20 protein-coding genes are annotated in these 20293 nt (G+C 70.2%); 14 read left to right on the top strand and 6 right to left on the bottom strand.

Features of this window, described 5'->3' with window-relative positions; all coding sequences use genetic code 11:
* Positions 1-46: 46 nt before the first annotated feature.
* The 4 genes from E4099_RS08180 to E4099_RS08165 all read left to right on the top strand — a co-directional run bounded on the left by E4099_RS08180 (position 47) and on the right by E4099_RS08165 (position 3958).
* Positions 47-880 (top strand): AAA family ATPase, encoded by an 834-nt coding sequence (locus E4099_RS08180; protein ID WP_245244673.1) that lies wholly within the window; start codon positions 47-49, stop codon positions 878-880.
* 161 nt (positions 881-1041) lie between these two features.
* Positions 1042-1497, top strand: a complete 456-nt coding sequence (locus tag E4099_RS08175; protein WP_135338287.1) for an ASCH domain-containing protein — start codon at positions 1042-1044, stop codon at positions 1495-1497.
* 200 nt (positions 1498-1697) lie between these two features.
* Positions 1698-3053 carry a ParB/RepB/Spo0J family partition protein gene (locus E4099_RS08170; protein WP_135338286.1) on the top strand — a complete coding sequence of 452 codons (1356 nt, stop codon included), beginning with the start codon at positions 1698-1700 and terminating at the stop codon, positions 3051-3053.
* Complete coding sequence (locus E4099_RS08165; protein ID WP_135338285.1) at positions 3050-3958, top strand: ParA family protein; 909 nt, start codon at positions 3050-3052, stop codon at positions 3956-3958. Before E4099_RS08170 ends, E4099_RS08165 begins: the two co-directional genes overlap by 4 nt.
* 438 nt (positions 3959-4396) lie before the next feature.
* Here E4099_RS08165 and E4099_RS08160 read toward each other — a convergent pair whose 3' ends face one another.
* The gene (locus tag E4099_RS08160) at positions 4397-4801 is read right to left on the bottom strand and encodes a restriction endonuclease (protein WP_135338284.1); all 405 of its coding nucleotides are present in this window, start codon (positions 4799-4801) and stop codon (positions 4397-4399) included.
* 299 nt (positions 4802-5100) lie between these two features.
* On the opposite strand from E4099_RS08160, the gene E4099_RS08155 reads away from it, so the two are divergent.
* The 3 genes from E4099_RS08155 to E4099_RS34810 all read left to right on the top strand — a co-directional run bounded on the left by E4099_RS08155 (position 5101) and on the right by E4099_RS34810 (position 7253).
* The gene (locus tag E4099_RS08155; RefSeq protein WP_135338283.1) at positions 5101-6417 is read left to right on the top strand and encodes an NsdA family TPR-like regulatory protein; all 1317 of its coding nucleotides are present in this window, start codon (positions 5101-5103) and stop codon (positions 6415-6417) included.
* A 343-nt stretch (positions 6418-6760) separates the two neighbouring features.
* On the top strand, positions 6761-7003 hold the full coding sequence (locus tag E4099_RS34065; protein ID WP_245244671.1) for a GNAT family N-acetyltransferase: 243 nt from the start codon (positions 6761-6763) through the stop codon (positions 7001-7003).
* 124 nt (positions 7004-7127) lie between these two features.
* Positions 7128-7253 carry a hypothetical protein gene (locus E4099_RS34810; RefSeq protein ID WP_280923492.1) on the top strand — a complete coding sequence of 42 codons (126 nt, stop codon included), beginning with the start codon at positions 7128-7130 and terminating at the stop codon, positions 7251-7253.
* A 68-nt stretch (positions 7254-7321) separates the two neighbouring features.
* On the opposite strand, the gene E4099_RS08145 is transcribed toward E4099_RS34810, so the two are convergent.
* The 3 genes from E4099_RS08145 to E4099_RS08135 form a co-directional block, all read right to left on the bottom strand.
* Positions 7322-7516 carry a hypothetical protein gene (locus tag E4099_RS08145; RefSeq protein WP_135338282.1) on the bottom strand — a complete coding sequence of 65 codons (195 nt, stop codon included), beginning with the start codon at positions 7514-7516 and terminating at the stop codon, positions 7322-7324.
* Positions 7517-7648: 132 nt separating this feature from the next.
* On the bottom strand, positions 7649-8152 hold the full coding sequence (locus E4099_RS08140) for a DUF6233 domain-containing protein (protein ID WP_245244669.1): 504 nt from the start codon (positions 8150-8152) through the stop codon (positions 7649-7651).
* A 7-nt stretch (positions 8153-8159) separates the two neighbouring features.
* Positions 8160-8522 (bottom strand): hypothetical protein, encoded by a 363-nt coding sequence (locus E4099_RS08135; RefSeq protein WP_135338281.1) that lies wholly within the window; start codon positions 8520-8522, stop codon positions 8160-8162.
* Between the two features lie 128 nt (positions 8523-8650).
* Between E4099_RS08135 and E4099_RS08130 the strand changes: the two genes are divergently transcribed.
* Positions 8651-9241 carry a hypothetical protein gene (locus E4099_RS08130; protein WP_135338280.1) on the top strand — a complete coding sequence of 197 codons (591 nt, stop codon included), beginning with the start codon at positions 8651-8653 and terminating at the stop codon, positions 9239-9241.
* A gap of 13 nt (positions 9242-9254) precedes the next feature.
* Here E4099_RS08130 and E4099_RS08125 read toward each other — a convergent pair whose 3' ends face one another.
* A complete protein-coding gene (locus E4099_RS08125) occupies positions 9255-9560 on the bottom strand; it encodes a hypothetical protein (protein WP_135338279.1) in 306 nt (101 codons plus the stop codon).
* A gap of 66 nt (positions 9561-9626) precedes the next feature.
* Entirely contained in the window at positions 9627-11117 is a 1491-nt protein-coding gene (locus E4099_RS08120; protein ID WP_245244667.1) for a competence protein CoiA family protein, read from the bottom strand.
* A gap of 832 nt (positions 11118-11949) precedes the next feature.
* On the opposite strand from E4099_RS08120, the gene E4099_RS08115 reads away from it, so the two are divergent.
* The 6 genes from E4099_RS08115 to E4099_RS08090 form a co-directional block, all read left to right on the top strand.
* Positions 11950-12528 carry an RNA polymerase sigma factor gene (locus tag E4099_RS08115; protein ID WP_342451910.1) on the top strand — a complete coding sequence of 193 codons (579 nt, stop codon included), beginning with the start codon at positions 11950-11952 and terminating at the stop codon, positions 12526-12528.
* Positions 12512-13378, top strand: a complete 867-nt coding sequence (locus E4099_RS08110; RefSeq protein WP_135338278.1) for a hypothetical protein — start codon at positions 12512-12514, stop codon at positions 13376-13378. Before E4099_RS08115 ends, E4099_RS08110 begins: the two co-directional genes overlap by 17 nt.
* 272 nt (positions 13379-13650) lie before the next feature.
* Positions 13651-14163 (top strand): hypothetical protein, encoded by a 513-nt coding sequence (locus tag E4099_RS08105; RefSeq protein WP_135338277.1) that lies wholly within the window; start codon positions 13651-13653, stop codon positions 14161-14163.
* 65 nt (positions 14164-14228) lie between these two features.
* Entirely contained in the window at positions 14229-15497 is a 1269-nt protein-coding gene (locus tag E4099_RS08100; protein ID WP_135338276.1) for a helix-turn-helix domain-containing protein, read from the top strand.
* A 157-nt stretch (positions 15498-15654) separates the two neighbouring features.
* On the top strand, positions 15655-17916 hold the full coding sequence (locus E4099_RS08095) for a DEAD/DEAH box helicase (protein ID WP_167828317.1): 2262 nt from the start codon (positions 15655-15657) through the stop codon (positions 17914-17916).
* A gap of 138 nt (positions 17917-18054) precedes the next feature.
* The coding region (locus E4099_RS08090) for a DEAD/DEAH box helicase (protein WP_135338274.1) at positions 18055-20293 on the top strand (2239 nt) is incomplete at its 3' end.

Here is a 20293-nt window from a genome sequence, read left to right as displayed (position 1 = left end):
CCCTGCCTGTACAGCTGTATCAACCGACCCTCACCGAATGAGGCCCATGAACCTGCCTGAATCCGCCCTCGCCCCGCTCCCTCTCCCCACCCCCGCGCTCTACGTGCTCATCGGCGCAGCCGGGAGCGGCAAGACCCACATCGCCACCGCCTTCCCCCGGGACTGGCGCCTATCGCTGGACGCCTGCCGGCAACGGATCTCCGACGCTGGCGACCAGGCCGCCACCCCCGACGCGGTCACCCTCTTCGACGCCGCACTCAACGGCCGCCTCGCCCGCCGGCGGCCCACCGTGGTCGACGCCACCAGCACCAACCTCGCCGACCGCGCCCACCTGGTGAAGTACGCCCACCAGCACCAGCTGCCGGCCGTCGCGATCGCGGCCCGTACTCCGCTGGCACTGTGTCTCGCCCGGCAGGCACCAAGGCCCACCAACCGGCAAGTCCCCGAACACGTGGTTACCGAGCAGCACGCCGGAGTCCCCACCACCGAGCAGCTCCTGAAGGAGGGGTTCGATCAGGTCCACGACGCCACCGACTTGGACCTGCTGCGGTTGCTGCTGGAACGCTCCGCGGCCGCTGGCCCGAACGCCCTTGCCGCAGTGCGCGCGGCATTCGGGGATGACCTCGCCCGGGTATTCGCCTTCGACGCTGGTGACAGGTCCCGAGGCGCCTTCGTGGTCGCCGGCCGCCAGCTCGCCGTGCGCTGGTGGGACGAGGCCGAGCCGTACGAGGCTCACTGGGAAGCTCGTCTCGACGGAACGTGCCCTGGCTGCGGTGACGGCACGCTGTGGGTCGAGGTCACCAGCGCCCGGGACCTGCTGGACGTCTACAACGGCGGGCAGCCGGACGAACCCGTCTGCGACGTGTGCGACGCCCTATGACCAGGGGCCCGGCTAGCGTCCGCTGCCGGCCCACCGACAGCCGGCGCCCGGGAACAACCCCGGGCGCCGGGCACCGCGCGAGCTGCACTGCCCGCCTGGTGGCCACCATTCACCCAGGACCGGCGGACCTTCTCCAGCCCCCGGTATCCGGAAGGACCCTCGTGAGTCTTACCGCCATCCTCGCCCAGTCCATCACTGAAGCGGAGCCCCTGCGAGCACTGACGCTATGGCAGCCCTGGGCATCCGCCGTGGCCCAGCTCGGCAAGAACATCGAGAACCGCGGCTGGCTCACCAAGTACCGAGGTCTCGTACTCATCCATGCAGGAGCGAGCATCGACCGGCGCGCCGTCCAGCAGATGCCCCGCGATCTGGAGATGCCCGCAAAAGCTGTCCTCGCCGTCGCACGGATCTCGGACGCACATTCCGACTGCGACGGACGCTGTAGCCGGTGGGCCATGCCTGGCTTCCACCACTGGGAGCTCGCCGACGTCGTACCGCTCACCGAGCCGGTGACCGTTCCTGGCGCCCAAAGGCTGTGGACACCCAAGGAGGCCCTGCGTCGCCGCGTCGCCGACGCTTTGCCCGCCAACACCTCCGCTTCCTTCGTCGCCGCGTGAAGCGATCTGACACGCCAGTCACCAAGAAGGCCCTGGGCTCCCCGCTGCCGGGAGCCCAGGGCCTTTTTGCGTTTCCAACGGAAACGCGCGACCTGGGGCCCTAGCGTGGCTATGAAGCGGAATTAGGCGGGGAGGGGGTCATCGTTTCCAGTGGAAACGGCTACTCTCGGCCCGTACCTCTGATAGCTCATGGAGAATCAATGGCAGGCGCGCTCCCGCGGCCCAAACGCAAAAGCACCAAGTCCAAGCCCGTGGTGGCCCCCGATGAGGTTCTCTACACCGACACGGACCGCAGCGGGGACACCCTGGATCTGGAGCTGTCGTCCCTGTGCCCCAATCCCTTCAACAAGCGGGCGAAGAGGGGCGTGCCGGAACTCGCTGCCACCATCAAAGAAGTCGGACTTCTCCAGAGCATCGCTCACATCACGGCCGACGTCTGGCTGAAGATCTACCCGGAGACCCGGGACCAGATCACTGCCCCGAACGTGATCCTTTTCGGTGAGCACCGCTGGCTCGCCTACCAGGAACTCGCCTCTCAGGAAGCCGGCTGGGAGACCATCCCGAGCGTACTGCGTGACGACAAGGTGGAGGACGCGCGCCTCATCACCCTGATCGAAAACCTGCGCCGCGCCCAGCTCAGCCCCCTGGAAGAGGCCGAGCACTACCAGGCGCTGCGGGAGGCCGGCCTCTCCTACGAGCAGATCGCAGGGAAGGTCGGCGAGACCGCCAACGGCGCCATCTCCAAGGGCACCGTCTGGAAGCGCATCAAGCTCCTGGACCTCGCGCCCGCAGTGCAACAGGCGCTCAGGGACGGCACGCTCAGGGTCAGCGCGGCCGAGAAGGCGCAGCAGCTGGACCACGACGACCAAGAGGACTACCTCAGCCTCGTGCGCGGCGGCACCCACCCGGCCGAGGCGCAGGCTCAGATCCTTGCCCGCCAGCGACAGGACGAGGCCCCGGATACGGCGAGCCCCGTTTCCACTGGAAACGGTGGCGCAGAACCGGCGGCCGACAAGCCCGAGACCGTTTCCACTGGAAACGGCGCGCCCGCCGCCCCGCCAGCCCCGCGCAAGCCGAAGCAGGCCAAGCAGCCGTCCGGGCGCGACAAGGACGAAGCTGACCGCCGCGCGGCCGCCGTCGCCCGAGAAGCCTCCTGCCGCGCCCTCCTGGAGGTCACCGATGTGACCGACCCAGCGAACAGCGACCTCATCCTGTCCGTGCTGACCGCCGCGGTACTCGCGCCCCCGCAGCAATCCGCCGCACAGCAGCGCGCCTTCACCTGGCTGAAGGAGACCAGCCGCCACGGCCTGGACGCCGCCGACGCCGCGACTTACTTCGCCGCCATACAGGATTCGGGCGACGCAGCGGTACAGCGCCTCGCCGCCTTCGCCGCCGCCCTGGCCGCCGCCGAACTCCGCACCGCCGCCCGCCGACAGTCCTGGGGCAGCCGCGAGCGCAACCACGTCCGCGTCCTCCAGGAGCACGCGGACTACGAGCCGCAGACCGAATGGGAGAAGGCCGAGCTCGGCCTGGTCGCCGCAGGAGAGACCCGATGAAGCCCACTAGCGTCACCGTCGACCCCCGCTTCCGGCCCAAGCGCCGGAACTGGCCCCTTATCTGGGCGTACATCATCGAATGCGGCGGGTCCACCAAGTCCACCAGTGCCACGTCCATGGCCGTCACCGCCGCCCTGCGCGGCTACCCCGGTGTCGTCTTCGACCTGGACAGCAACGCGTCGTCCACCACCGTCCTCGGCTATGACGAAGACGCACTCAAGGGCAAGAAGACCGCGATCGACCTGCTCTACGGCAAGGCCACCTTGGACGAGGTCGCGCTGCCTGCCCGCTACCGCATCGGAGACGGCGACGACCCCGAAGAGGACTTCGCGCCCATCCCCAACCTGCGCGTCGTTCCGAGTAGCCCCGCCATGGCCGGTGCGGACCTCGCCATTGCAGAGGACGCGGACCGCAACGACTGGTTCGGCGAGATCCTGCGCTCGTACGAGGGCGACGACACGGTCTTCTACCTGGACTTCCCGGCGAGCTACGGCAAGATGCCCTACTCCGTGCTCCGCATGCTGGACGAAGACGACTCCGTCATCCCGTCGATCAAGGCCGACCCCAAAGACGTCAAGCTGGTCAAGAAGCTCACAGACGAGCTGGAGCGCATCCGCGACAAGAACCGCGGCCGCCGATCGGTCCCGGGCAGGCCGACACTCAACCACCTGCTCCTCACCGGCGCACCGACGGCGACCCACAACGAGGCAGCGGCCCGGCGCGCCACCGCCGCAGCAGAGGCGATGTACGGCTCCGTCCTGCTGCCCTACATCCGGTACTCGGCCGACGCCAAGAAGCTCTACGAAGACGAATGCCCCCTGCCGATTCTGCTGCCCAACTCGGTCCCCTCTGTGGACTACCGAAAGGTGATGACGCACCTCGGCTTCGTTGACCTCGCGGACTGAGCGTTTCCAATGGAAACGACGGCGGCCCCACCCCTGAGAGGATGGGGCCGCCGATCAACCGATCAACCCAGCTGAGTGCACACGTTGCGCGCGTGGTGCGACCTCGCCGCCCAGCCGGTCGTGCCAGGCCATGCCAGTCCTTGAGCGGTAGTCCAGACGCACCCTGCACCACCCGCTGCGCCGCTTCTCGGCGTGGACCGAGTCCGAGGGGTGGAGCAGGCCGATCGTCGTGTGCCGCGTACCGGGCTGGTTCGCAGTCGCAGTGTCCCGAGGGCTGCGCACGTGATGGGCGCACCCAGTCGTTGGACGGCAGGGCTCGGCGGCCCTGGCCATGATGAAGCCCCGGCGGGACCGCGGTGGAGGTGGAACACGGCCCCGCCGGGGCTTCTGACCGCCTGGGCCCCGGGGGAAAGGCGCCGGACGGAGTTCAGGGGGCGATCAGCACGCCGCCGAGGGGCCTGCCTCAGTCGCTGCCGGACTCTCGCTCAGGCTCCCAAGTCGCTCGTAGAGTGCGCGTACCAGGCGGGCGCGGTCCTGTGCGCACCGTACGGTGCCGTGGACTGCCGTTGAAAGGCGCCGCGCCGCCTCACGCAGGACGATCTCACACAGTTCCCGCTGGCTGTTCCTGGGCAGCTGGTCCACACGGCGCTGGATCTCATCAGCCACGAGCCGGGCGTGATCGGACAGCTGGAGGGCGATCTGCTCACAGTCGGCTGCCGGCACGTCCGACTTGGCCGACCAGCCGAGCACCGCCTTGGCGAGCGCGATGTGGTGCTCACGGTCCAGCGGGAGCTCCCAGTCGGCCCGGCCCGCCGGATCGTGCCGCACGGTGTGATGACTCACGACGAAGCCACCCCCTCCGCGGCAGCCCCGCACGCACCAGTGCGGGGTGGCGCCGGCCTGCTGCTCTTGGTCTTGGCCGTTGTGCCGGCGAAAGCATGCGCCATGGCGGCCTCCCTGTAGTGGTTACGTCACCTCCAGCCAAGCGCCCCTGCCCGGGCGACTGCGATGCCAGCCGCGTGTAGGAACGATGAAAGTCCGCCCGGCCAGGGTGAAATACGGCCCACTCCAGGGGAGAACAGGGCGTGAGGGCGGTACGGTCACCGCACCTCATCGCCCTCGTGGACGCCGCCGGAGCAGGAATGGCTGACCGCCGCAAAACCCCCAACGCCCAGCTGCGCGCCGCGCGCGAAGACCGGTTCCAGATGTCCCGGCAGGAGTTCGCCGAACTCGTGGTGGAAACGGGCCAGGAGATGGGTGAGCCGGTCGGCTGCACCGCCCGCCTGGTCGCGGCGTGGGAGGACGGTGAGGTGCGCATGCCCCGCGCGGTCTATCGCCGTATCCTCACCCAGCTGACCGGGCACACCATGGCCGAACTCGGCTTCCGCTCCGGCAGCGCCCCCGCCCCGCCCGCCGTGCCGACCATCACCGCGGCGAACAGGCCCGAAGCGCAGGAGCCGGCGGCGGGCCGCCGAGCGTCCCTGGCCGACTCCGCGGGCGCCTGCCTTTCGCTCATCCCCTCAAGGGCTGCCGCGGATCGGGCGCCGGGGAGGATCGGCATCGGTGACGTGCGCGCCATCGACCAGGTCGTCACGCAGCTCTTCGCACACGACCACGATCACGGATCCGCCGCCCTGCGCAGAGACGCCGCCCAGGCCCTCCACACCGCCTACCAGTGGATGCAGGACGGCACCTACACCCAGACGACAGGCCGGCGGCTGCGGTCGGCGACCGGCCACCTGGCGATCGCTGCCGGGTGGCTCAGCTTCGATTCGGGCCGCCCGGCCGACGCCCGAAGCCTCTACAGCGAGGCCCTGGCCACCGCCCGGATCGCCGACGACCCCGGCCTGGAGGCCCACGCCTTCGGCTGCCTATCGCTGTTGGCCAAGGCATCCGGCCGCCCCCGCGAAGCGATCTCCGCCGCCCAAGGAGCCCAGGCCGCCGCCCGCTCACACGGCACAGCCCGGATGCTGTCCCTGTTCGCGATGCGCGAGGCCGCCGGCTGGGCGCTGATGGGCGACGCCAGCGCCACCGACCGGGCGATCGTCCGCGCCCACCACCTCTACGCCCAAGGCCCCGCCGAGGCCGATCCGACCTGGCTGGACTTCTTCCAGCCCGGCGAACTCGCCGGACTGGAAGCCCTCGCCCGAGCCGACCTCGGCCAGCGCGAGCGGGCCGCAGCCGGCGCCGAACAAGCCGTACTCCTCTTCGGCGACAACTTCGCACGCAACCGGTCCCTGTACACCGGCGACATCGCCATCCACCATGCAGTCAAGAGCCGGCCGGAACCGGAAGCCGCGGCCGAGGCCGCCGGCCGTGCCCTGGCGTATCTCCCCACGGTGCGCTCCGACCGCCTCCTGCGACAGCTGCACAACGTCGAAAGCGCCCTCGCGCGGCATGCCGATGTCCCGGCGGTCGCCGACTGGCTGGAGGAATACCGCACCACTGTCAGCTGCTGAGGAAGGACCACGGTGACCAACCCGAGCACCCACACCAGCGTGGTAATCCACACCTACGGGCCAGGCCAGGTGCGACCGCTGATCGACGTCGTGGCCGACATCTGGGCCGACGCACACCCCGAGCTTGTCGACGCCCCCGGAGGATCCACCGCGGAGCTGTCCGTGCCCGCACTCCACCGCCAGATCGAAGGCCACCTGAAGCGGGCCGGATTCGCGATGGCGATCGCCTACGCAGACGGCACCCCCATCGGATTCGGCTACGGCTTCCCCTGCACCGCCGAATACTGGTTCGGCCCCACTCTGGTCGCCCAGGCCCCCCCAGGGCACCCGAACCGAGCGACTGATGGGACTGTGCGAGCTGGCAGTTCGGCCGCCGTGGCAGTCCCAAGGCACCGGCACGCGACTGCACGCCGAGCTCCTCAAGGCCATCGCTCCCACCTGGTCCTCTCTCCTGGCGTTGCCCTCCAACCACCGCGGCCAGGACCTATACGCGCGCCTCGGATACAGATACCTCGGCCCCTATCGCAACACCCCCGACGGGCCCGAGTTCGACCTGCTGCTCCTGCACGTCGAGAGCACCTCCTGACGGGGGAGGTCAGCGACGCAAGGCCCGCTGCGGGGCATATATGTCACACATACCCACCTCAGGGTTGTCCAGAAGGGTGGCCGCCTCGTCCGTGGTTGAGGGTGCCGGGTTCAAGGTGCGGGGTGTGGCGGTAATACCGGCGGATCGGCTGGTGGAGTTGCTGCGCGCGAACGCGGGCCGGCCGGACCCGGAGCAGTTCCGGGCGGTGGTGGCGCGCGCGGACCGGGTGCTGCGCCGGTATGTGCAGTGAGGGTCCTGGACTGTCCTCCCGTTGTCCCTGTGTGGGAGTGACGGGCCGGGGCCGGGCTCACCACCGTTCTACGCAGGGTCAACCCACATCTCGAAATCAAGTCCGCCGATCTCGACGCGCAGGCCGAAGTCGCCTGGAGCCGCGCGGACCGGGCCGACATGGCTGACCAGCGAGTGGGCTTCCAGAAGTTCCACGATCAGGTCACGGACGCCCTCGCAGCTCGGTCCCTGCGTCGGTGTGATCTCCAGGTCTTCAGCATCCATCCGGACCTCTGCCGTGCGTGTGGGGAGGGCCCCGGCCGACGGGGGATACGGCGGGGCCCGGCAGAAGTCTTCCACGGGGCTGGGCGTGATCGTGGGCGTTGGGGCGGATTCCACTCAGCCGGCGGGGCCGCTCTACCGCCAGGGCTGCCGCGAGAGGGCGCTGCGGGTCAGTGAGCGGAGGGCGTGGTCTGGGCGGCACACGTCGCACGCGTCCACTTCAGGATGGCCCAGGAATCCGGCGGCTTCGGTGGTGGCGAGGAGTTCGTGCTCGGATCGGACTTGCCAGCAGTCTCGGCGGTGGAGCCGGCGGCTTGGTCCGTCGAGGTGCTGGTGCAGCAGCTCCAGCGCCCACTGGCGCCCAGCGGCCCTCCCCTCGGTAGGGACGGTGTCGTACCGCTCGCCGGGGATCGGGGCGATGCAGTCGGCCGGCACGCTGATCGGGGTGGGGGATCCGGTGGCCTGGGTGTGGCCGTCGGCGCGCTGGTATCTGGAGGGCAGGATCGCCTCGGCCTCGAACCACCACCTGCCGTCGGGTGTGCGGGTGCGGCCGGTGACGATGACGTCGAGCTGCTGCCCGTCGGGCAGGGTCGCCCGGGCCCAGGGTCCGGCTTTGGTCCGCCAGTCGTCGGCGTCCATGGTCTGGCTACGCCGCGGCGCTGGCGGCGTCCTCGTCGTGTGCGTGCTTGAGCTGCATCCGGGCCTCCACCCGTGCTTCCCCTTGCAGGGTGTCCCAGAAGGGGTGGGTGCTGACGGCGGCGGTCAGCTCCAGCAGGCGCCCTTCTAGGCGCTGCTTGGCCGCGGCCTGCTCAGGCGTGTACCCGGGAGATTCCGGCCGGGTGACCGTGCGGGGCCCGGCCGCGCTCATGGTGCTCTGCTCGGCCGTCCATCCGGGCATCGGCTCCGTGGACCAGGGCAGGGTCCGGCACAGGGCTTCGTGGGCGGCGCGGGTCTGGTGGAGCTCTAGCTGGGCAGCAAGTAGGTCGTCAGGGTAGGGGTGGCTGGACACAATCCCAGAATACGACACGCGTTCGAATCTCGGCGGTGGGGGTACCCGCGGGGTACGGCGGGACACGTATGGAGCAGCGTCCGGCCTGGTGCCGGGTCCTGTGCCGTTGGGGACGGGATCATCGGCGCGTGGCGAAGAACCGTAAGGGCCGCAACGGCGGGCCGAACAAGCAGGCGGCGCGGGCGGCCCGGCGACGCCGGGAGCAGCGGCTGCTGGAGATGGATCCGCTGTTCCACGGCAACCCTCCGTACGAGGGGTACCGGGAGTGGTTGGTGCCCAGCCCGCTGACCGGCAGGTTCGAGCTGGCGGCGTCGGCGCCGATGGAGTCCCGGCAGTATTTCGCACGGATCGAGGAGCTCTTGCTGCCGATCTACCGCGGCAGGTTGCCGGTGGCGGCCACCCACCTGGACGACTGGATCAAGTCGGGTGTCATCGCGCTCGCCAATGCCGATGGTCCTCAGGTACCCGCTTCCGTGGTGCCGGTCGCCGAGTTCGCTCAACGCATCAGCTCCGATGACGGACACGGGCACCATGAGGTCTGCCCGCAGCTGAGCTGCTGCGGCGGCGTTCACGTATCCAGCGAGCACAGAGTATGGGTCCACCTGCACCAGCTGCACGCGGCGGGCAGGCTCCTGCTCAATGATCACGACGCCATCCGCCTGACGGCCCCGCCGCGTCAGCCCGGGGACAAGTGGCAGTTCCTCTCCACAGTGGGGTGATGTCGGGGTCACTTCAGCGTCGTTCGTTGGAGAGATCGACGGTGATGTCCAGGCGGTGTCGCGGTGGCCCGGGGACGTCGATGTCGTGTGGGGAGAGGTAGTCGGCGACCCAGTTCATGCCGAGGAGTACGGCGTCGAGGTGCTCGGCCATCCAGGCGCCGGCCGCGTGGAGGAGGTCGGATTCCTCGGAGCCTGTGAACGTGATGACGTGGATGGCGTCCTCGCGGGGGTGTACTCCGACGGGGCCGTGGAAGGTCCTGTAGCCGCGTGGAATATGGGAGCCTCCGATCCGTGTGACGTTCTGATCGCCCTCGTTCATCCATCTGTCCTTCCGTTGAGTACCTGCCGGCTGACCGTCCCCGTGCGCGACGACGGTGACGCACAGCTACTCGTTACTTGGCGGCAGCTTCGGGAGCACCGACTTGGCGCCGCGCTGCTGGGGAACGGGTGTGCTGCCGGTCCGGCGCCAGGGTTTGTCATACCGGCTGCCGCACGCGCGGCACTCCGCGCGGAATAGGGAAGCGGCCGGGCACGTCTGTTCGCTGGGTTCGGCTGCGTACTCCGCGTTCTGAATCTTCGCAACGAGCTGCGGCGTGGCGCAGGTGCAGGAGCGGTCGCCCCAGGCACGGCCGGGCCCGCCCGTAGGTGCCTCGATGTAGTCGGTGCGGTAGCCGTCGATCGGCCGGTGCTTTTTCTTGGTGTTTGCGGCATTCTCGAACCGGCGTTGGTCGGCCTTGCTGGGGAAGATCAGCAGCAGTCCGGCCAGCAGCAGGAACGCCTCCCCGCGTACGCGTCCGGGGTCCGGGTCGAAGACCGCGGCCGGGACGCCGTGCTCGTCGACGAGGGGGACCCCGCCGGCGTACCGGGGGTCTCCGGTGCTGAGGCCCACGGTCGCGGTGATGCCGTGTTCCTCGGCGAGCTTGGCCAGCGCCTGGTTGACGCCGCGGCGGAAGACGCGGGCGACCTGCCAGAGTCTGCCGGGCGGCCGGGTGCGGGCGTCCTGCTCGGCGGCGGTGGCCTCGGCCAGGGCCTTGGCCCGGGTGACCGCGTTCCTGGCTCGGATCTGCTCCCGTTTCTTCTCCTTCTCCCGTTGCAGCGCGGCCATCCGGTCCTTGTAGATGCGCCGCCGCCGTTCCTCTTCCTCCAGGTGCGTGGTCTCGGCCGTGATGTACTGCGGTGCTGTCCACACTGTGGCGAGTGACCGCCACGGGTAGCGCATCGGCGTCCGCGGGCTGTGCGGGACGATCCGACGGGCGAACGCCCAGGTGAGGAACTCGGGCAGGGAGGCTGGCACCGCCTTCCAGCTGCGGCTCTCGAACTTCACCAGGCCCTCGGCGACGGCCAGGTGCTTCACTCCCTCGGGACGCTCCAGGCGGATGGAGGGGACGGTGCCCAGCCAGGGCGGGCGGGGCCGGTCGCTGAACCAGATCGACGTGACGCCGTCGGCCCGCATCTTCTCCGTGCGGGCAGTGATGTCGGCGTCGGTGATCGGCGCGAGCTGGGCTTCCAGTGCCGTTGCCCAGGCGCCGGCGGGGTCGGTGGCCAGCACGTCCGCCCGCCACGCGGCGCCAGGCCCACGGGCTTCGAGTTCGGCGTGTGCTCCGGCATCGCGGGCTGAGTTGGCCAGCTCCAGCTTCAGCAGATGGTGGGCGACAGACTCCAGGCCGAGCGCGCAGGTAGGGGCGCCCGGGGCGTGGGCGAAGAACCGTAAGCCGGCTTGGGAGATCTTCGCGTACATGCCGTGACCGCACTCGTCGCACGTCAGCGGCGCGGGCGGCTTCACCTTCCACACCTCCCCCCACAAGCGCCCGCAGCCGAGATCGGGCAGGTGCGAGAAGACGATCCCCCACTGGGCGTGCACGGCTCGGAACGCCATCGGCCCCCCTACTTCATCGGCGAGGAGCCCAGTGTGGCGCAGGACACTGACAACGCGTCAGACCGCGTTCCGCCCCGGAGGGATCATCAGCGGGTGGCGGGTATGGTGGCCGCCACTGCTCCAGCCGCTCGCAGACGAGTCTCGCGTGTGTCGATCTACCGCGTGAATAGATCTATAGCCAGGACTGCTCAGGCCACCGCCCCGCACATCCTGGCGCGCCGCGGTCTGAGCAGCCCTGCATGGTCCAGGTGGCGGGAAGCGCCTCAGCCAAGAACCTGGCGGTCAGCCGTTCCGGGACGACGCCCAGCGTCCAGTGATGAACACCCGAGTTGTTGGGCGCCAGGTGTTGGCCGCTCTCGGCAGCCACGAGCGGTACCGCTCAGCCGTACGGCCCGAGACGTACACAGGCAGCGTGCGAGCGGGTCGACTATCACTGGCAGCCGGCCGGGCGGATCAATCGAGAACGGCGGCCCACCTGGACCGCCCGGCACGGGCCGGCCCGCGCGGGTGGCTGACACGCAGGGGTGAAGGATCCGTCGGCGGACGCACGGAGCGCCTTCGGCGGTCGCTAGAGGTGGCAGAGGGCGCACTCCGCGCCTTCGCGAGGCTGAAGACCTGGGGAGGAGCCTCGTGCGACGACCAGGAGGACGACGACGTCCGTGAACGCTCAACTCGCTGGAGACTTGGTGACTGCCGCGCTCGTTGTGCGCGTGCTGGGGGGCGATGCCAGGGCCCTGCTGCGCCGCGCTGCCGCCGCGGGAGTCCGCATCGGCATCTCCGAGCTCCACCGCGGTGCTCGCGGTGACCACCGGGAGCACGAAGAGGGGGCCCGGTGACGAGGGACCACCTGCACGGCCACGTACCTCCCATGACCGGACTGCCCGGACCGCCCGACGACCTGCCCACCGACTTCCGCGCCTTCCACGAGCTCCACCGCGAGGCGTACGTCCGCCGGGCCCACACCATCGTGAACGACCGGAGCGACGCCGAACTGGCCGTGGACGCCGCCTTCGAGCAGCTGGCCCGGTCCTGGAAAAAGGTGCTGGCCATGAAGAACCCGGCCGGCTACGCCTGGACGGTAATGAAGAACCGGGCGATCGACATGGCCCGCTCCCGCGGCCGCCGCATACAGCTGGAGCACGCCGTCTTCGAGACCGCCGCGCTGCGCACCGCGGTGGATCCGATCGACCAGCTCGCCGAGAGCCTGCTGCTGCGGCAGGCCGTGGCGGCCCTGACCGACCGGCAGCAGGACGTGATCGTCCTGCTCTACTACCACGCCTACACCGCCGCCGAGGCCGCCACTCACCTGGGCATCACCGCGGCGGGTGTCCGGTCCATCGCCCGCTCCGCCCGCCGGGCCTTACATCAGATCCTTGAGCACTCGGGAGACATCGATGACCTCACGCACTGACCAGCTCCTGGCCCGGGCCCGGATCGCGACACCGCCGGCCACCGACATCCAGGCGGCGGAAGCGCGGATCGCCGCCCGGCTGAGTGCCAGCTCGGCATCGTGCGGCACCTGCTGCCCGGCGCCCCACTGCACACCCGCCGCCCCGCCGCCGCCCGAGCACCTGGGCGCGGTCGCCGCGGGCAGGTGGCGGGGCGGGCTGGCCGAGGGGGCGGCTGAGCGGATGGCTCAGGATCTGCGGACGCTGTGCGAGGCGCTCATCGCCCGCCCCGGCGCCCTCACCGACCTGCGGGACTTCCTGGCCCGGCGTCTGCTTGAGCCGCCCGGTGCCCGCGTGCTCGGCTGCATCCTCCACCTGGCCGACCACCCGGACTCCGCACAGTTCTGGTGGCAGTACGCCGCGGGCGCCGGCGACCCCGCGGCCGCCTACTGCCTCTACCTCCACCACATGTCCCTGGGCGAAGACGCCCAGGCGCACGGCTGGTTGAACTGGTGGCACGAGCAGGCGTGTGCCGCGCCCGCGGCCATCACCACCGTCCTGCACGAAGACGGCGGTGCGGAAGCCGACCACGAGATGGCCGTGGCCCTGCGCGTGCTGCGGGCGCTGACCAGGGAGCGGAAGCTGCCCGCGGCCGCGGTGAGGCTGCTGGACTACGTGCCCACCGCGGTGGAATTCACCACCGAGGCTGACCTGGACCTGCCCCTGCCGGAGCCTGACTTCGCTCACCAGGTCAAGGAGCTCACCGCCGAGCCGGTGGTCGCCTACGCCGGGTCGCCGGCGCCGGGCCGCGAGACGCTGCCCGAGCGCAGGGTCCGCAGATCCAAACAGCCCACCCGCGCGATGTCTGTCTGAGGGTCACAGGAGCTTGCTGCGGGCCCCGGTGGAGGTGGCCGGGCGCCGGCCGCGGGCCCGGCGGCCCGAGCGGGGCTTCCGTGGTTCCCCGGCGAGTCCGGCCGCGCGGAGGCCGGTGCACGGGAGCCGCACCCGCGGGCGGGTGGGGAACGGCGCGTGCTGATCCAGCCACACACCTCAACTCCCTTGCTACACCCTAAATTAGGGTGTAGCCTCGTGGTGTGAGGCAGGGGACAGCCCCAGCCCGCTCCGTAAGTCACTCGGAGGACACCATGAACACGCTCGCCGCAGCCATCGAAGCCCGCGTCACCGTCGCCACCATCCGCACCTGGTGCCGCCGCGGCGTCATCACCGCCACCAAGACCGCCGGCCGCTGGGCCATCGACGCCGCCTCCCTCGCCCACCGCATCGCCATCGGCGCCCGCCGCGCCGCCCGCAAGGCGGCCCGCGTCGTCTACTCGATCGAGACGATGACCGCGATCGGCGGAAACCGCTGGCAGCGCAACGGCATGGACCGCGTCTACATCAACACCTGGCCCGAGTTCGCCGGCATCGAGACCACCCGCTACAACACCGGCAACATCTCCTCCGCCAGCTACCAGGGCGAGAGCATCTCCAACAGCCAGGCATACAAGCTCCTCGGCTCGATCGACAAGGTCTGGTACGACGACGCCGACGGCAAGCTCCACTGCCGCTTCGGCCTCAGCGAGTCCCGCGTCGCCTCCCGGCAGGAGCTGTGGGAGACCGTCGTCGCCGGCATCCGCGCCGAGATCGCCGCCCTCTGACATCCCGCCCCGCCCGGGCACCACAACGCCGCGGCCCGCGCCGCCTACCGCAGAAGGACACCCGCATGAGCACCGTCCGCATCATCGAATGCACCCACCCGACCGAGCTGTACCGGCACTACGACGGCCAGTTCGAGCCACAGCCCACGTACATCGAGCTCGACACCCAGGCCGGCACCCTGCACGCCACCTACAACGGTGAGATCGGCAACGCCATCCCGTTCACCGTCGTCCACGGTCTGGACCGTCGCTACGACATCCCGCTGCTCACCGCCGAGGCCGTCAACCGGGTCATGCGGGAGATCGCTCCACTCGCCGATCGGGTCATCGCCGGCACCACGGCCGAATGGGACGGCAACAACACCGTCGCCGTCCTGGACGACGACGCCCGGGCCGCCAATGAAGAGATCGAGGACCACCTCGGCCTGCCGACCTCGGACAGCGGCTGGTCCAACGAGCCGAACCAGGGCTTCGCGGACGAGGACCTGATCGGCGTGTGGGACATCGACGGCGCCACGAACGGGAGCGAGGTCAGCGACTACGGCATCACCGCCGACACCACCGACGCGCGCCTGGACGAGATCGAGCAGGACATCCTGAGCGACCTGGCCCCCTGTGACGGCAACCAGGTCGCGGTGTGCCACGGCCTGGACGACTACCTGCGCCAGCTGCGGGACGAGTTGGCCGAGGACGACCCGCTCACCGCGGCCGAGCTGCGCACGGCCCGCGAGTTCTTGGGCCTGACCGGCGACCACCTGGCGAAGCTGCTGCCGAGCAGCAGGGGAAGTGGCATCAACCCGCGCACGGTCCGGTCCTGGGAGCAGGGCCGCGACCCGATCCCCGGCCGCATCCGGGTCGCGATCGCCGAGCTGAAGGCGGAGACCGACCAGGAGGTGGCGAAGATGGTCGCGCGCTGCCAAGGCGAGCAGCACCCGGTGCTGATCACCTACCGGAGTGACGAGGACTACGAGGCCGCCCATGCGCTGGGCCGGTGGCAGGCGTCCTGGCACCGCCGGGTCTGCGCCCGGGCCGCCGAGCAGACCGGCGCCCGCATCGAGTACGCCGATCTCGTGGTGTGGTCCGTGGTCCGCGGTGAGTCCCCGGGGGCCCGGGCTGTTGAGCCGGAGCGCCACGGGGTCGACATCCCCGACAGCGTCTTCGCCTGGGCCAAGCGGCGCGGCCTGAGTGCCGATGACCCGGACGTCTACCTGCTGGTCGCGCCCATGGACGAGGCCGGAGAGATCACGGGGGAGATCGCGCGCATCACGGGACCGCTCCCCGCGGACCAGGGGGCCCTGATCCGGCAGGCGCTGGACGACGACAGCGAGGACTGACAGCGAAGAAGCCGCATGCTGTCCGCCACCGGATGTCTACGGTGGCGGACAGCATGCGCGGTCGGCCAGGTGATTGGTCGATAGCACGAATCACGAGTGGAAAGGCGACGACATGGCAGGGTTACGGCCGCGCCATCGAGGAGTGGGGGACACGGGAATGCAACTGCGGCCCTACCAGGAGCGGATCATCTCCGCTGTGACCGACTCCCTGGCCACCGGGGGCCTGGGGCAGGTCCACATGGCATGTGGATCGGGGAAGACGCTGGTGGCCCAGCGCGCGGCCGAGCAGCTGCTCCACGACGGGGGAACGGCCGCTGTGTTGGTGCCGTCCTTGGCGCTGGCCGCGCAAACGCTGGCGTTGTGGAGCAGCCAGTGCCCCCAGCTGGATGTGCTGGCGGTGTGCAGCGACGACTCGGTGGCCGACGCCGCGGTGCACGTCTCGGATCTGGGTGTGCCAGTGACCACCAGCACCGACGACATTGCCGCCTGGCTGCGCCGGCCGCCGGGGCCGGGGATCCGCCTGGTGATCGGCACCTACCTGTCCGCGCACCGGCTCGCTGACGCCGTCCTCGCGGTCGGGGAGTTGGACCTGCTCGTACTGGACGAGGCCCATCACCTGGCCGGCCGCCTCGACTACGCGACCCGTGAAATCCTCCAGCCCGACCGGCTGCCCGCCCGCCGCCGGCTGTTCATGACCGCCACCCCGAGGGAGGACCTGCGGATCCGGCGCGATAGCGATGCGGTGCTCATGGTCGGCATGGACGACGAGGCCGTCTTCGGCCCGGTCCTGGGCCGATACCCGCTGGCCCAGGGCATCGCCGACGGTTTCCTGGAGGACTACCGCATCGCGGTGATCGGGGTCCGCGACAGCGAGGCGCGCAAGCTGCTGGCCGACGAGCGGATCGAGTACGTGGACGCGCACGGCGCTCCGTCGATTCGCACGGTCGTCGCGCAGATAGCCCTGGGAAGGGCGCGGCAGCAGTTCGGTATCCAGCGGGCGCTGACGTTCCACCCCCGCGTCGCGGCCGCGGCCGAGTTCTCCCGCACCCTGAACGGCACGTTGGGCCGTCTCGAAGCCGACGTATCGGAGGGGCTGTATGCGGCCCACGTGCACGGGGAGATGGACCACGGCCTGCGCCACCGGATCCTGGACCGCCTGAGGGACACACAGGGGGGCTGGGCTGCGATCAGCAGCGCCCGCTGCCTGAGCGAAGGCGTCGACCTGCCGGCCGTGGACGCGGTCCTGTTCGCCCACCCGAAGAAGTCCGCGGTCGACATCACCCAGGCCGTGGGCCGTGCGCTGCGCCGGGATCCAGCAGTGCCCGGCCCGTCCACCATCATCGTGCCCTTGGTGGTCCCAGATCAGGATGAGGAGATCGGGGACCTGGATCCTGGGGAGTACGAGACCTTGTGGCAGGTCGTGAGGGCTCTACGCGCGCACGACGAGATGCTGGCCATCGCACTGGACAGCCACCGGGCCAAGGACTCCACCCTCAACCCGAAACTGCCCGAGAAGATCACCATGCTGCTGCCGCCGGGCACCAGCCAGACCTTCGTATCGCAGATCTCGCTGCTGCTGGTGCGCCAGACGACCAGCGTGTGGATGGAGGGGTATGCGGAGGCCGTGCGGTACTACGAGCAGCACCAGCACCTGCTCGTGCCTGCCGAGTACCGCACCAAGTCCGGCATCCGCCTGGGCGCCTGGATCGCCGCCCGCCGCCACGAATACCGCCGCGGCCAGCTGACGCCGGAGCGCGTGGAGAACCTGGAAGAGATCGGCATGGTGTGGGAGCCCAGGGACACGTTCGCCAGGGGCCTGGACCTCGCGGCCCGCTACCGCGCCGAGCATGGGCACCTACGCGTCCCGCGGGCCACCGGCCAAGACAGCATCGACCTCTGCCGCTGGCTGTCGAGACAAAGGACGCTGCGCCGCCAAGGGCGGCTGGCACCCGAAAGGGAGGCGGCCCTGACCGCCTTGGGCATGGAGTGGGAGTTCGTAGGGCGAGCGTGGCGTAGGGGGATGGCCGCGGCCCGTGCCTTCCACGCCGAGCACGGTCACCTGAACGTGCCACGCACCTACCGCACCGCGGACGACTATCAGCTCGGCGACTGGCTGAACACCCAGCGGATCAAGTGGCGCAAGAAGGACCTGCCGCTCGATCAGCAGGCTGAGCTGGACGAGCTGGGCATGGTGTGGGACCAACAAGAGGCCAAGTGGCAGAAGGCACTGGCCGCAGCTCGCGCCTTCCACGCCGAGCACGGGCATCTGAACGTGCCGCACTCCTACACCACCGCGGACGGCATCAAGCTCGGCTCGTGGATCCTGCACCAGCGGCAGCTGCGCTCCGGCATCAAGCAGGGCGGCATCAGCGAGGAGCGCATTGCCGCCCTGGACGCGTTGGGCATGCGCTGGGGGTGATCGGGCCCGCATGCGGCCGGCAGGCGCGCGACCGCCTGAGATATCCGACAGCTGAACCACTCGGCAACCTGGCCAAAACCACCGCCACAGGACTACCGCAGCGCCCAGGATGCGCTGCGTGAAGGGGGGACGCACCATATGTTGGACGAGTTGAGGCCCTACCAGCGGGAGGCGGTCACCGCGCTGACCGCCGGCCTGGCCGCTGGCGGGCTGGGCCAGCTGCACGCGGCATGCGGGTCGGGGAAGACCCAGATGGCCGTGCAGGCGGCGGTGAACGGGCTCGTGCCCGACGATGGGCTGGTCGTGGTGCTGGCCCCCTCGATCCCGCTGGTGGCCCAGCTGCTGACGCCCTTCCGGGCCGCGTTCCCGCGCGCGCGGGCGTTGGCAGTGTGCTCCGACGCCACGGTGGGCCGCGGCACGGATACACCGATGCAGGTGTCGGATCTGGATGTGCCGGTGACCACCGATGCTGCGGAGATCGCCGCCTGGTGCGAGGCCGGCTCGGTGCTGCTGGTGGGCACCTATGCCTCAGCCGACCGGGTGGCCGAGGCCCTGCACAGCTGCGGCAGAACAGCGGACCTGCTGGTGTGCGACGAGGCGCACCGGTTGGCGGGCCGGCCCGACGCGCAGACCAAGCGGGTAACGCAGCCCGGCTTCCTGCCGGCCCGCCGCGCGCTGTTCATGACCGCAACGCCGCGCATGGACGCCTACCTGGCGGACCGGGCCGGCGCACTGTCGATGGACGACCGCACGGTGTTCGGGCCCGTGCTGTACCGCTACCCCTTCCCGCGGGCGATCGCGGAGCGATGGCTGTCCGACTACCGGATCCTGGTGATGGGCGTTCCCCACTCCGACGCCCGGGCCGTCCTTGAAACCCGGGACGCGATCTACCACGACCGGCACCTGGACGCGCAGACGCTGGCCGCCCAGATCGCGCTGATCCGGGCCCGCGAGAAATACGGGATCAGCCGGGCCTTGACCTTCCACTCCCGGGTCAAGGGCGCGCAGCTGTTCGCCGGCACCCTCGCGGACACCTTCACCCGCGTCCCCGGTGTCGGCGGGCCGCCACCGGCCGCCCACCACGTCTCGGGCGTGATGTCGCACCAGGCGCGGGCCGAGCGGCTGACCGCGCTGGCCAACACCCCCCAAGGGGCGTGGACGGTCATCTCCAATGCCCGCTGCCTGACCGAGGGCGTGGACGTGCCGGCGGTGGACGCGGTCCTGTTCGCCAACCCCAAGGACTCCGCCGTCGACATCGTCCAGGCCGTCGGCCGGGCCCTGCGCCGCCACGGCGGGGACGACGAGCCGGCCACCATCATCGTGCCCGTCGTCGTCCCCGAGGACGCCGGCGAGGTCGGCGACCTGGACCCGCGGGAATGCGGCACGCTGTGGCGCGTGATCCGCGCACTCCGCGCCCACGACGAGACGTTGGGCATCGAACTCGACATGCGCCGCGGCCTGCTCCCGCTGAGCGAGGCCGACCTGCCCGACAAGATCGTCATAGACATGCCCGACGGGGTGGCCGCCAGCCTCCTCACCTCACTGGCGACCGTCGCCGTACGCCAAACGACCTCACCGTGGTGGGAGGGGTACGCGGAGGCGTCCGAGTACTACACCGAGAACGGCAACCTGGACGTCCCCTTCGACCACGTCACCGCCCGCGGACACCGCCTGGGCCAGTGGATCCAAAACACCCGGCAGGCCAAGAAGCGCGGCTGGCTCCCCGAGGACCGGATCACCGCCCTCGCCAAGATCGGCATGATCTGGGACATGGAGGCATACCGCCTGGAAGTCTTCCTGCGGCACGCCCACGCCTACCGCCAGGAGTTCGGAAACCTCCTCGTCCCCCAGGTCTACCGGGTCGGCGACTACCGGCTGGGTACCCAGGTCAACGTCTACCGGCGCGCCTACGCCACCGGCAGGCTGACACCCGAGCAGATCGCCGCCTGCGAGGAAGCCGGCATGGTCTGGAACACCCTCGACCACAAAGAACAGACCTTCCTCCAGCACGCCCGCGCCTACCACAAGCAGTTCGGAAACCTGCTCGTCCACCGCGACTACGTCACCCCCAGCGGCTACCCCCTCGGAACCGCCCTCAGATCCCGCTGCAACCGCTACCGCCGCGGCGAACTACGCGGAACCACCGTCACCGAGCTGGAGAAACTCGGCGTGGTCTGGAGCCCGGCCCAAGCCGCATGGGAAGAAGGGCTAGCCGCCGCCGCCCGCTACGTCGAACGCCACGGCGACCTGGAAGTACCCGTCACCCACACCGACCCCGAGGGCTACAACCTCGGCGACTTCATCGCCTACTACCGAGCCCTGGCAGCCGGCACCGTCCGCGACAAGCAGGGCACCCCCCGCCCCCTCCCTGTCTCTT

This window comes from Streptomyces palmae (genome assembly GCF_004684805.1).
GTDB lineage: Bacteria > Actinomycetota > Actinomycetes > Streptomycetales > Streptomycetaceae > Streptomyces > Streptomyces palmae.
The sequence above is the reverse complement of the archived record's forward strand: the minus strand, read 5'-3'. Positions and strand labels throughout refer to the sequence as shown.

Bases quoted from the DNA above. Each gene is read 5' to 3' on its own strand.
- E4099_RS08180 (WP_245244673.1), top strand. From the start codon at position 47: ATGAACCTGCCTGAATCCGCCCTCGCCCCGCTCCCTCTCCCCACCCCC.
- E4099_RS08170 (WP_135338286.1), top strand. From the start codon at position 1,698: ATGGCAGGCGCGCTCCCGCGGCCCAAACGCAAAAGCACCAAGTCCAAG.
- E4099_RS08165 (WP_135338285.1), top strand. From the start codon at position 3,050: ATGAAGCCCACTAGCGTCACCGTCGACCCCCGCTTCCGGCCCAAGCGC.
- E4099_RS08155 (WP_135338283.1), top strand. From the start codon at position 5,101: ATGGCTGACCGCCGCAAAACCCCCAACGCCCAGCTGCGCGCCGCGCGC.
- E4099_RS34065 (WP_245244671.1), top strand. From the start codon at position 6,761: ATGGGACTGTGCGAGCTGGCAGTTCGGCCGCCGTGGCAGTCCCAAGGC.
- E4099_RS08145 (WP_135338282.1), bottom strand. From the start codon at position 7,516: ATGGATGCTGAAGACCTGGAGATCACACCGACGCAGGGACCGAGCTGC.
- E4099_RS08140 (WP_245244669.1), bottom strand. From the start codon at position 8,152: ATGGACGCCGACGACTGGCGGACCAAAGCCGGACCCTGGGCCCGGGCG.
- E4099_RS08125 (WP_135338279.1), bottom strand. From the start codon at position 9,560: ATGAACGAGGGCGATCAGAACGTCACACGGATCGGAGGCTCCCATATT.
- E4099_RS08120 (WP_245244667.1), bottom strand. From the start codon at position 11,117: ATGGCGTTCCGAGCCGTGCACGCCCAGTGGGGGATCGTCTTCTCGCAC.
- E4099_RS08110 (WP_135338278.1), top strand. From the start codon at position 12,512: ATGACCTCACGCACTGACCAGCTCCTGGCCCGGGCCCGGATCGCGACA.
- E4099_RS08105 (WP_135338277.1), top strand. From the start codon at position 13,651: ATGAACACGCTCGCCGCAGCCATCGAAGCCCGCGTCACCGTCGCCACC.
- E4099_RS08100 (WP_135338276.1), top strand. From the start codon at position 14,229: ATGAGCACCGTCCGCATCATCGAATGCACCCACCCGACCGAGCTGTAC.
- E4099_RS08095 (WP_167828317.1), top strand. From the start codon at position 15,655: ATGCAACTGCGGCCCTACCAGGAGCGGATCATCTCCGCTGTGACCGAC.